Raw genomic sequence first — 12,034 nt, 5'->3', positions numbered from 1 at the left:
CGACACACGTCTCTCATTAGGAACGCCTCGCCTTTGTTGTTAAATGATGCAAGGGCTACCCCCACTTAGCCGGACTTTGACCATGTGACTCAATTCGGTTGGTGCTCATTCGCATTGAACCTGACAATAGCGGGCTACGGGCGCCGGCGGCAGGAGTGGTACAGATGATAGGACCGGTAGCCACACTCGGCTAAGTGGAGTTTGCACGTTTAATGCGTCCGTTCAAATCGCGAGGCGCAACCGACCGCGAGCGTCTTGGCTCCTTAGAAAGGCAGAGTGGGAAAGAAGGTGCAGTTATTTTGACAGGACTAATCGTTCATGAGTGGATAGAAAAATCTGGTGGAGCGGAAAAGGTCCTGGACGCGATGATGCAAACGTACCCAGATTCCGACCTGTATTGCTTGTGGAATGATGCACCTGAGCGATACCCGAACCGCCGCGTAATTGAGTCCCCACTTGGAAAAAGCTTCCTTAGGAAGCGTAAATCGCTGGCACTTCCATTAATGCCGAGAGTTTGGCAAAGCATCGACGTGAACAACGAGTCGTACGAATGGATGTTGATCAGCTCACATTTATTCGCTCACCACGCAAAAATTGGGGCACGAACACCGCCTCGTTTCGTATACGCACATACCCCTGCTCGATACATATGGGCACCTGAGCTAGATCCGCGGGGAAGGGGCTTTCTGCCACGACTTGCTTCGCCTCACTTTCGGAATTTAGATAGGCAGCAAGCGCAAACAAAGAACACTGAATTTGCTGCGAACAGTGAATTCGTTCGCGAGCGGATATGGCGGTGTTGGGGCGTTGAAGCCCGGGTGATTCATCCCCCTGTCGAGGTCGCTCGGCTACAGTCGGTCATGGACTGGGCAGCCGTCTTGAATGCGGAAGACGCAAAGGTGATGGCCGAATTGCCGGATGAATTTATACTAGGCGCGTCTCGCTTTACCTCCTACAAGCGACTGGATTTAGTGATCCGCGCAGCACACGCTGAAGGTCGGGCCGTCGTCATCGCTGGCGCTGGGCCGGAGGAAGGATACTTGCGAGGTCTTGCAGAGGCCCTGCGAGTCCAGGTTCGGTTTGTTATTTCACCGGGTGATAGTCTTCTCTACGCGATAATACAACGCGCTTCCGCCGTCATATTTTTGGGCATTGAAGACTTTGGAATCTTGCCTGTCGAAGCTATGGCTCTTGGCACTCCAGTTGTGGTCAACTCAACCGGTGGAGCATCAGAAACCGTGGTTAACGGCGTCACTGGTTTTCACCTCACAGATATTGAAGACGTCAGTTCAATAGGTGTAGCTCTAGCAAAGTTGGAGCATGTCGACACTAGTAGAGTTCGAGAGAGGGCGCGGGATTTCTCTTCGGAGCTATTCTGCTCCAAGTTACTCCTGTGGACTGAAGGACGGTTAGGATCGATAGGCTGATGTATTCGCCTAATAGAGGAGCAAACTAGTGCGGTGGATCGTTGTGGGAAAAGATGATTCAAATCTTGTTCCTGGTGGATTGAATCGATATGTCCAAGGGATGATCGGAGGAATGCGCAGCATAGGGCTAGACCCGAAGTTACTGATAGCAGACTCTGGCGAAAGTTCGGCATCAGTTTTTCGCGTTAGAGGGAGTTCGATGGAACGCGCGATCCAGGCCTTTAAGGCTGGATTCAACCTTAGCCGGCGTTGTGATGTACTCAACATTCACTTTGCGCTCTACGGTGCGCCATTCTTGGCAGGGATGAGGGCATCGTTCGGTCTTCGGCGCCTCGTTCCGTTCGCCAAAAAGTACGATTTTCCGAAAGTAGTATATCATTTCCATGGTCCTTGGGCTGAAGAGTCGCGCGTTGCAGGCGCGAGCGGCCGCCTCTCTGTGGCAATTAAGCACCGCCTAGAAGCATATTGTCTGAGACTATCCGATCAGGTGCTGGTCCTAAGCGCAGAGTTTCGGAGCGAGGCAGCGGTCCGTTTTAAGGTGCCTTCTCATAAGGTCCACGTAATCCGGCCGGGGATTGATTCTGCGTGGTTCGAGCCGAGCGGAAGTGTCCGCTCGGCTGACTGCACTGAGTTGGAAGTAGTCTGCGTTCGTCGACTTACGCCTCGCATGGGGCACCTGCGATTACTTGATAGTCTTGAGACGCTCGGTTGGCGGGCTGGGGAGTCCCGAATTCGGCTTCATATCGTCGGCAGCGGACCGGAGCAGGCCAATATATCGGCGTGGCTGACACGGAATCGCAGAGTTTCAGATGTTGAACTGCATGGGTTTCTAAGTGACGAGGCGCTACGGCAGTTAATGGGCCGCTGCCGAATGGCAGTGGTGCCCACCACCCAACTCGAAGGCTTCGGCTTGGTTGTTCTCGAATCGATGGCGCAGCGTCTCCCAGTAATCAGCACGGGACAAGGTGGTCTGTCCGAGGCCATGGGGCCTTGGGGCAGGGAGCCATACATTTTCGACCTCGATGATCCCGGGTCTCTTGAACGAGCGGTTCTGGCCGCGAATGCTCTCCACGGATCAGCGAAGGAGCTCGCCCATTTGTCTGAGTATGCTGCGACCTTCCGGTGGGACGATGTAGCGCAGAAAATTGTTGAACGGGTGTCGGTGTAGATGGGCGTCTCGGGACATATTCTGTATTGTCACACCTCGGCAGAAGGCGGTGCAGAACTCGCCGCGCCAGGGCTCGCGAAAGCTTTAGGAGCGGAACTTTGGATCCGAGGATCTGGAAAAGTTGCGCACAGGGCAAGATCCAAGAATATTGGCGTCAGGGTTTTGCCGCGCCGGCAGGATCGGAAGTCTCAAGCATTGGTGCGGAATTGCATTTCGCTCCTTGAACTGGTGCTTACTCAGTTTGAATCTTTTCACCTGATTAGGGGGCACCGACCACGAAGCGTGATTAGTAATTCCGTGCAGGGGCTGTTGCACATGGCTCTTCCCTGCGCTGTTGCAGGCGTTCCCCTGGTTGCTTATGTTCGGGATTTGGGCCGTGGAGGGAATCGATCGAGATTAGAGGTCTTCATCTATAAGTCGTTGCTTTGGCTATGCAAGGGAGTAGTTTTCAACAGTCAAGTAACCGCGAGAAGTTGGGGCTTGAAAAAGCCATCTATTGTAGTTCCGACAGCGGTAGCGGATGACTTTTTTGATTGTTGGCAACCCGAGTCTGATGCTGCACTGATGCTCGGTCGGGTATCAGCGTGGAAAGGTCAATCTGAGGCCATGGAAGCTCTGCAGGTTGCGAGTGAGAGTACGAAAGTGGCTTTGATCATAGTAGGAGCCTCGCTTTTCGAGGAAAGGGTCGAGTTGCCGAGCGTCACCTATGAAGTCGAGTTCACGGGCCACGTTGAGGATCCGTGGAACTATCTTCGTAAAGGCGGCTTTCTAGTGCACGCCAGTCTGACCCCAGAACCATTTGGCCAAGTACTTGCTCAAGCGGCTGCTGCCGGGATTCCCATAATTTGCAGCGCGCGGGGCGGACACATGGAATGGCTCGAGAACGAATATTCGTGCCTGGCGGTAGAACCCACAGACAGTGTGGCGTTCGGCGAAGCGATAGTTCGAACTATTTTGGACAAGGACGCTGCCCATGTCCGCGCGCTTGCAGCGCGGAAGGGCGCTGAGGCATTTCGAGAGGATCGAGCTTATGCAGACCTCGCGGCGTGGCTTCATAATCTTCTCGACTAGTACAAATATTCAAACTTCTTGTACTTATTATGCATGTTCGTCCGGACATGGAACTCGTGTGTTGGGTTTCATGAAAACGTCTGTCTTGGGGTCAATTTGACTAGCAGTAATGAAATGTGGCGAGTGATGCGCGTTCTGTCGGCCGGAATTAGGCCCACATTTTTGGCTAGCCGCTCGTTCCTAGGTACAGCTGCCGTCACCTATCTTGGTATGGGGCTGAGTGTTGTTTCCGCGCCCTTACTTGCCCGGGCGCTTGGGGCTGATGGGCGTGGGAGCCTCGCCGCCGTGTTCGTGTCTATCCAGCTCATGTCATGGCTTTCGTTTATGGGGCTGCCCCGCGGCCTTTCCGTGATGCAAGTTCGTGATGGACGGACTTCACGGCGAGGTTTTTGGTCACTTGCTGTGCTCGGTTTAGTAAGCACGATCCTAGTGTTCTGCGCGGCGGATGTTTTGGCCAACGATAATCCTGTCATTGCCCTTGGTATACGCGTTGCTGCCTCTACGCTCTTACTTACGGGGTTTTGTCATCTCGGGCTTGACCTTTTGCTTGCCCAGGGCCGGCTGATGCAATGGAACTGTATTCGCAGCGCATCTCTAGTGTTTCCTTCTATCGCCTATATTATCGCCGCTTCATTAGGTATGCTGACATTAGAAGTTGCGTTTCTGGCCACGTTTACTTGTATAGTCGTGGCAACTTTGGCGGGAAGTGCGTACTCTATCCCGCTGATTAGAAGAGCCTCGAAGGTGAATGCTCCTTGGCGGTTCAGCCTTCGGTACTGGCTTGCTTCGGCTTCCGATAACCTCGCTGGTAGGCTTGATCAACTCCTGCTCGCTGCACTGGTCGCGCCGAGTGTACTGGGAAACTACACCATAGCGGTCACTTGTGCGAGCGCTAGTGGTGCTCTAACTCAAGCGCTCAACCACGTTACTTATTCGAAGCTCATGTCGCACGACGGGAACGCTGATTCTGGAGTTCTTGGGAAGAGATCGAGGCTTGGTGTAGTCTCGTCGTTACTTAGCGGATCTCTGATATTGGTTATCCTCGGATATTTTGGAGCCCAACTATTCGGGCCAACCTTTGATAACTTGGTGCCGATTGCGGCGGTGCTTATTGCATTCCAATTGCTAAATGATCAGTGGCAACTTGGTATTTATCAGGACTCCGCTCGACAAGACGCGGATGGACTTGTGCTTGCATCAGGGTCGGCGCTAATTGTGATGCTAGCTATGGTTGCTTTTCTTAACCGCGAGGACGCGGTTTCAGCTTTTAGTATGGCGTGCTGTGTTCTGTTGTTTGGGATCGTGAGAAATTTGGTTAGGTCAATTTATAGGAGTTCGGTTCGAATTTGATCCGCGGTGTCTTTCCGTCCCGGAAATTGCAGTCGAGGTCTATGACTGTGGGTTGCCGCAATGGACGCCAATTGGTCGACGGTGTCGAAGGCCTCGAGGTTTCCGCCGATGTTGGGTCTGTCCGATAAACGGTGTGTGGGGTCCGGCCGGTTTCATTGATGGGTGGTTTTCTCGAACCGGCCCGCGAAGGTGATCGCGAACGCGTTCAGGGCGGGCTTCCACCTGATGACCCCAGCGCGCTCTGCCGCCCCCGGTGGGGTCAAGGGACCGGGTGACGAGGTAGAGACACTTCAGGGCCGCGGCCTCGTTCGGGAAGTGGCCCCTGGCCCGGACCGCTCGGCGGTAGCGGGCGTTGATCGACTCGATCGCATTCGTCCTGCAAATCACCCGGCGGATCTCCACGTCGTACTCAAGAAACGGCACCAACTCCGCCCACGAAGACTCCCAGAGCTTCACGATCGCCGGATACCGCTGGCCCCACTCGGCTATGAACTCCTGAAACCGGTCCTTCGCCGCGGCCTCGCTCGGGGCTGTATAGACGGGTTTGAGCGCCTTCACGATACCGTCGCGGTGGTGCCGGCCGGCGTAGCGGAAGCTGTTGCGGATCAAGTGCACGATGCACTGCTGCACAACCGTCCGCTCCCAGGTGGTCGTGATCGCTTCCGGAAGACCTTTCAGCCCGTCGCAGACGGCGATGAGCACGTCCTCGACACCCCGGTTCTTCAGCTCCGAGAAGACCTGCAGCCAGAACCTCGCTCCTTCACCTCCGTCGCCGGCCCAGATCCCCAGAATGTCGCGTTCCCCGTTCACGGTGACGCCCAAGACAGGCGTAGAACGGGATGTTGCGCACCTGCCCGTCCCGGACCTTGACCACGATCGCTGGGGGCACCACCGACGAAGTGGGGAACGACGAACAGAACAGGATAGAGCGGGTCCAACGGACGGGAGGACCACTCGGCCAGCTCACCGGCGACTTTCTCCGTGACTTGACTGATGGTGTCTTTGGAAACCCTCGCTCCGTAGGCCTCCTCGAAATGCGCTGCGATTTCGCCGGTCGTCAGTCCGCGGGCGGACAGCGACAGGACGACCTCGTCGATCCCATCCAGGCGCCGCTTCGGCTTGGGCACGATGACCGGCCCGAACGACCCGTCACGGTCCCTCGGCACCTCGATCTCCGCCGGGCCGATCTCGGTCAGGATCGTCTTCGGCCTCGTCCCGTTGCGTATGTTTGCCGCGATCGGCGTCTGCCCGTGCTCATGCCCGAGATGCTCGGTCAGCTCGGCTTCCAGGGCGGCTTCCAACACGTTCTTCGTGAGCTGGTTCAGCAGCCCGCCCGGCCCGACCAGGCTCACGCCCTGCTCCCTGGCCCGGGCCAGCAGCCGTTCGGCAAGGTCCCTCGGATCGATGATCTCTCCCGTCACAGGATCGATCATCGCCTCTGACACTTCGGTCGTGAAGTCGTTCACGGCCATCTCCTCTCGGATCAGGCCGGACCACACACACCGTTCTTCTTACCGTCCCCACAACTGCGAAAAGTACCTCTATCACCCTGAAAGTTCGTCGAGCCGTGTTCGACAACGCGTCCGAGGCTTGCTGATGGTTGAGTTCGTGAACGTGGGCGCGCGTGATGGTGTTGGTTGCCGGGGCATAATCCCACCGAGGTTTCTCGCCTGATAGATGAATCAGTCGTGAGGGTGGTGAAACATTTGCGTGGGTCTGCGACGGCGACAGCAGCGATGAGCGTGCAGAATCGCATAAGGGGCGGTACGTCAGTGGCGAATCAATCTCAGTTTAGGTGTGGAGGTGCGTCTTGGATATAGGGTGAACCGATGGGGTTGAGAGTATAAATCGTTCGTTTCTACATCATCTGACCCAAGCCCTGCTATAAGAAAAGCGATAAAGATGAGGTTCAAACTGCCCCAGGTGTTTTCGAAAGCGGAACATAAAGTGAATGCGAGTAAGCCACTAAAAGATGCCGTCCTAATATGCACCGGTTTACTCGACCGCTTGATTCGATAAAACATTGCGGCGAGTAGGGCAATAAAGCCAAATAGTCCGATGTAGCCGTGCTGGAAAAGAATCTGGAGATATCCGTTATGTGCGTGCCCTAATTGAGCTGAATCAGAATACTCTTGAATCACCGACGGAAATGGTCGCAACCCGTACCCGATGAGGGGAGAGGCTATGCTGGCCTCAATCGTTCCGCTCCACAAACTCAAGCGAGATAGGTTGGAAGTGTGGGTGAAGTCGCCAAGAGTCATGAACCGTTGCGCGAAAGAGGCAATTCGATCGGGCCAGAGCAGGCCGACGATTATCAGAATTAGGCCGCCTGGGATGGCGCCAGCAATCAGTCGGCTCCGTAATTTATCATGAAGTTTCAACAGCCCGACTGTGAGTGCAAAAAAAGTTGCCAGCCACGCGCTGCGAGTGTAAGTGAAAGCCATTCCAACGAGACCAGCTATGCCAATCAGCACGGATGTTGTTTGTCGACCTGCCAAAAGTATTACAACGCTGGTCGTAGCCAAGTAGGCACCAAGGCCGACGGGGGAGTTGAATCCTCCAAAGGGGCGGTAAGTCCCGTCCGCAGTATTGTAATAGAAAGGGGGAGTTGAATACCCGTTCAATAGAAGCGTGGGTAGACCCACTCGAATTTGGTAGACCTCAAGGACCAGTGAGACGAATAATCCGACAGAGAGTGCAATAAGTACGGTCGGAGTTGTTTCGGGCCTTCGGGCAACCTGATATAGTACCAACGCGCTTACAACAACAGCGGTATCGCGCGGTGTATCGCCCCAGGAGAGGGCCTGGTTCTCAAGTAATCCAAACAGCGTCAGCCGAACAAAGAACCAAACTGCTAGTCCTACGCCCAATAGCGTTACTGTTGACACCCGTGTCGAAAAGATTGAGTATTTGAAGGCGCAAATGAGACTTAGGCCGAAAACCAGCGGGGACATTCCAATCGGAACGCCGGTAATTTCCACTGGCGGGTAAGCGATTGGGAGTAGGCACACAGTGAAGAACAAAAGTTTGTGTTTCGATACCCCTGTTTTATCCGTTATGTCCATGTGGTGCCTTTCGTCCCAGATGTTGCCATCCTCGTCTCAGTGCTAGCGGACTGCTCTGCTTTGCATCTTAGCTCTTGTAATCCTTGGTCCTGGAACGTGGTGACGTTGGTGACGACTCGGTGGAGCGAGTTGTGAGGGTCGATCAAGTGTTTTCGTCGGAATTGGTGGGGACAGGGTGTGAGTTTCCTCTGCAGGATCGCCTTAAGCTTCGCGGGCTAGATCCCCGACAGTGACCTTCACTGCGGGAGTCTTGCGGCGTGATGAAGGAGTGGTGGCGAATTTGCGTCGGATCGTTCCTGATCGCAGGCATTGATAATTCATTAGGGTGAAATCGGGGTAAGCTTGGCGACAGCTATTTGCTAAAAGGGGCTGCGCCGAAAAGGATTATGTTGCGCAAGAGCCGGCTCCCACCGCCGTGTTTCCGCCACTTGATGACGTGTACGAAGGAACTGGCGGATAAAGCTGTGCCTAGCAACGTCGTGCGGCTACGGAAAATTCTGGTCGGGTTATCCGTGAAGCGGCAGTTCGTTGTCGACCCGCCTGCCGCGATTCAGTCGCAGCCGGTCGCAGTCGTTTGGTCCGCCTGTACGATCGCGGCTTGCCCAAAGTCCGACGATGCGGAGAGTATCAGGTGCGCACTTTGACTTCGCGAGATTGAGTGCCGGCTGGGGCCAACGTTGGTGCGGGCGCTCGTATCAAGCCGCACACGGCCGGTCGATTGCTTTGGCTGAATAGGGCTTGCCAACATAAGCGTGCTCTGCGGTTTCTACGACGATCGGCGGCGCACACCACTGCCCTGTTCTACGGGGTCCTCAGCATGCTCACGTAGAGTCGTTGGTACTCGTGAAGCAAGTAGTCGGCGCAAAAACCTAGGTAATGCCTACTCGTGATGGTTGCCTTGGTCATCTCTATGTTGTGTGACGAAGGTCTACACCTGCTGGGGGTCCAATTCGGACGACGTCTCTCCGAGTTTGCGCTCTTTATGACGGCTAGGTCTTCCGCGCCCGGGCCGTCCGCCCGGGAATGTCACTCAATTCGAGGACCCGCGCGCCTCTCCAGTGCGCGCGGAATGTCCTCAACAGGGGATAGGGCGCACAATGGCACGTCGATCAGGTACTACCGGAAGCAGTTCGCAGAAAGTTATCCAGCGGTCAGCAGCAGCAGTCACCGCCAGCGCACTCATAGCTTCCTTGCTCATGGCTACTCCAGCCGTTGCTTTACCCATTGCTGAAGTTCCGGCAAATACAGCGGATTGGGCAACAACGCCCTACTCGCCCCTCGAGCCTGTGGAGGTGGCGGCGCCGGACAACGACCTACAACTCACCTTCGACGACGATGCCGGGGGGCTGAATGCCGCGGGGGACGTTGGAACCGGGTTCACCATGGTGCAGCCCTCGTCCTCGGACCCAATCTATTACGTTCCCGAAAGTATTCAGGTTGCCAACGGCAGCCTGAATATTGCTGCGACCAAGGGGATCGCCTATCTGAAGAACGGCACGGGCACCAACGACATCGACAAGAACAAGCAGGACAACACCCTCGGAGTCGGACTCACCGCCAGTGACAATGTCCTGCGCTTCACCACCACGCTGAAAAGCCCGTCGAACTCCACGTCCGCCGCCCAGGCCGGCATCTGGTTCGGCCCGACCGACGACGACTACGTGAAGCTCGTTCTGGCTTCTCCCTCGGACACGCAGCGCCAGATCCAGTTGTCGCGCGAAGTCGCCGGGGTGACGAACCAGGCCGTCGGCGCCGATCAGCGCAATTTCGACATAGCGAAGACCGCGCTCGGTGACCAGGACGTACAGCTGATCCTCGACGTGAACAGCGTGACCAAGAGCGCCATCGCGAGCTACAAGATCGGTGCCGGAGCGGTGACTTCCCTCGGCACCCTGCCGTTGCCCACCAACTTCTTCGACGGAACCCTGCTATCCGCCGACGTCCCCAACGTCGATTCCTTCGGCGGTCTCTTCGCCACCAAGCGCAATATGACTGCGACAAGCGCCGTTACATATTCGTTCCTGGACTTCTCGGTCGCCGAACTGGACGCCACAGCCCCCGCCGCACCCGGCGACGTGACCTCAGCGACGGCGCCCGACTCCGCCGCGCTCACGTGGGCAGCTCCGGCAGACACCGACGTCGCCGGCTACCGCGTCTACCGTTCCGGCACCACTCCCGTGGCTACCGCCGGAACTCCCGTCTCCGGTGCAGAACTGATTACTGATCCGTCCTTCACGGACGAATCGGTCTTCATCGGTGGCACCTACCACTACTCGGTCGTCGCAGTGGACACCTCCGGGAACACTTCCACGCCCACGGAAAGCGGCGAGGTCGTTCCGCAGGCTCCCACCGGGACACTCCTGGAGAAGATCAATTTCCAGCCGTCCGCAGCGACGCCGCCGGCCGGTTATTCAGGTGACACTGGCGCTGCTTATGACGCAGCGCGCGGGTCCGGCTGGATCACCGAGGATGACCGCACCCCGTTCGACTTCTCCCTCAACACGCGGACCCGGACGGGAAATTCCGACCCGAGGCTCAGCTCGATCATTCATTTGCAATATGGGGACATTGCTTCCGCGTCGCCCGCGAACGGGGTGACCACGGAGAAGGGCGTATGGGAGTACGACATCCCGAACGGCACCTACAACGTCGTTGCCGCCGTGGGAGACACCGGCGCCGGCGTCACCAACAACTACGACAGCAAGCACCTGGTGAGGGCCGAAGGAACCGTGGTTCTCGAGGAATTCGTCGGCTCGGCTTCGCGTCAGTTCGATGAAGCCGTAGGCACTGTCGAGGTGACCGACGGCAAGCTGACGATCGATGCCATCGGCGGCTTCAATACCAAGCTCGCCTACATCGATATCTACTCCGTGATCCAGGACGCACCGGTTCCTGCTGCTCCTGCCGGGCTTCAGGGTGAGGCCGGCGCGTCCGGCGTGGCGCTGGAGTGGACGGCGTCCGAGGGTGCCACCGGGTACAACGTGTACCGCGGCACCACGGCCGAGGTCGCCGTCGACGGGCCCGCGCTGAACGGGGACGCACCGGTATCGGGAGTGACGTTCACCGATGAGACCGCTGCTGCGGACACCACGTACTACTACGTGGTCGTCGCGGTGAACGATGAAGGCGACACTTCGTCCCCCTCCTCCGCCGTGGAGGTCACGGTACCCGCCGAGGCCGGTCCGGTTCCTGCTGCTCCTGCCGGGCTCCGGGGTGAGGCCGGCGCGTCCGGCGTGGTGCTGGAGTGGACGGCGTCCGAGGGTGCCACCGGGTACAACGTGTACCGCGGCACCACGGCCGAGGTCGCCGTCGACGGGCCCGCGCTGAACGGGGACGCACCGGTATCGGGAGTGACGTTCACCGATGAGACCGCTGCTGCGGACACCACTTACTACTACGTGGTCGTCGCGGTGAACGACGACGGCGCCGCATCGGCTGCATCCGATGCGGTGGAGGTCCAGGTGCCCGCAGAAGGTGGACCGGAACCCGGAACCTGTGCTGTGGGTGATTGGACGGCTGAGTTCTTCAAGGGCAAGGATTTTGCCGGTGCGCCGGTAAAGATTGAGTGTGTCGACGATATTGATCAGGCGTTCGCCGATGGTGCGGGTCCTGCCGGTGTTGGTACGACCGATTACTCGGTGCGTTGGACGAAGACCGTGGCCGAAGGTGCCGGGACCTATGAATTCCAGGCGCGTACTGATGACGGTGTCCGGATCAAGGTCGACGGGGAGCTGGTGCTGGATAAGTGGTTCCCGCAGAGCGCGACGCAGACCCATACCGCGGCCGTGATGCTGGATGAGTCCGCGGTGGTCGAGGTCGAGTACTACCAGAGATGGGGCAAAGCCTCCGCGGATGTCTCCTACACGAAGCTCGATAACGGGTGTGCTGTGGGTGATTGGACGGCTGAGTTCTTCAAGGGCAAGGATTTTGCCGGTGCGCCGGTAAAGATTGAG

General features: G+C 57.2%; 6 protein-coding genes and 1 pseudogene. 5 read left to right on the top strand and 2 right to left on the bottom strand.

The window, feature by feature from the left end:
- The first annotated feature begins 860 nt into the window (after positions 1-860).
- From AC4D2F_RS11860 to AC4D2F_RS11845, 4 genes are all read left to right on the top strand, one after another.
- Positions 861-1,427 (top strand): glycosyltransferase, encoded by a 567-nt coding sequence (locus AC4D2F_RS11860; protein WP_490910735.1) that lies wholly within the window; start codon positions 861-863, stop codon positions 1,425-1,427.
- A 28-nt stretch (positions 1,428-1,455) separates the two neighbouring features.
- Positions 1,456-2,595 carry a glycosyltransferase family 4 protein gene (locus AC4D2F_RS11855; protein ID WP_490910734.1) on the top strand — a complete coding sequence of 380 codons (1,140 nt, stop codon included), beginning with the start codon at positions 1,456-1,458 and terminating at the stop codon, positions 2,593-2,595.
- Positions 2,596-3,666 (top strand): glycosyltransferase family 4 protein, encoded by a 1,071-nt coding sequence (locus tag AC4D2F_RS11850; RefSeq protein WP_490910733.1) that lies wholly within the window; start codon positions 2,596-2,598, stop codon positions 3,664-3,666. It begins immediately after the preceding gene.
- A 126-nt stretch (positions 3,667-3,792) separates the two neighbouring features.
- Complete coding sequence (locus AC4D2F_RS11845; RefSeq protein ID WP_490911098.1) at positions 3,793-5,016, top strand: lipopolysaccharide biosynthesis protein; 1,224 nt, start codon at positions 3,793-3,795, stop codon at positions 5,014-5,016.
- 152 nt (positions 5,017-5,168) lie between these two features.
- On the opposite strand, the pseudogene AC4D2F_RS11840 reads toward AC4D2F_RS11845, so the two are convergent.
- Positions 5,169-6,449: pseudogene (locus tag AC4D2F_RS11840) on the bottom strand (IS256 family transposase).
- Positions 6,450-6,785: 336 nt separating this feature from the next.
- The gene (locus AC4D2F_RS11835) at positions 6,786-8,081 is read right to left on the bottom strand and encodes an O-antigen ligase family protein (RefSeq protein ID WP_490910732.1); all 1,296 of its coding nucleotides are present in this window, start codon (positions 8,079-8,081) and stop codon (positions 6,786-6,788) included.
- A 1,292-nt stretch (positions 8,082-9,373) separates the two neighbouring features.
- On the opposite strand from AC4D2F_RS11835, the gene AC4D2F_RS11830 reads away from it, so the two are divergent.
- On the top strand, positions 9,374-12,034 hold a 2,661-nt coding region (locus AC4D2F_RS11830), incomplete at its 3' end, for a PA14 domain-containing protein (RefSeq protein WP_490910731.1).

The organism is Arthrobacter sp. TJ-263, from assembly GCF_058269155.1.
Note: the sequence above shows the minus strand (reverse complement) of the source record. Positions and strands in the feature narration are given on the sequence as shown.

Coding starts and splice junctions, on each gene's coding strand:
- AC4D2F_RS11860 (WP_490910735.1), top strand. CDS start 861: ATGGACTGGGCAGCCGTCTTGAATGCGGAAGACGCAAAGGTGATGGCC.
- AC4D2F_RS11835 (WP_490910732.1), bottom strand. CDS start 8,081: ATGGACATAACGGATAAAACAGGGGTATCGAAACACAAACTTTTGTTC.
- AC4D2F_RS11850 (WP_490910733.1), top strand. CDS start 2,596: ATGGGCGTCTCGGGACATATTCTGTATTGTCACACCTCGGCAGAAGGC.
- AC4D2F_RS11845 (WP_490911098.1), top strand. CDS start 3,793: ATGCGCGTTCTGTCGGCCGGAATTAGGCCCACATTTTTGGCTAGCCGC.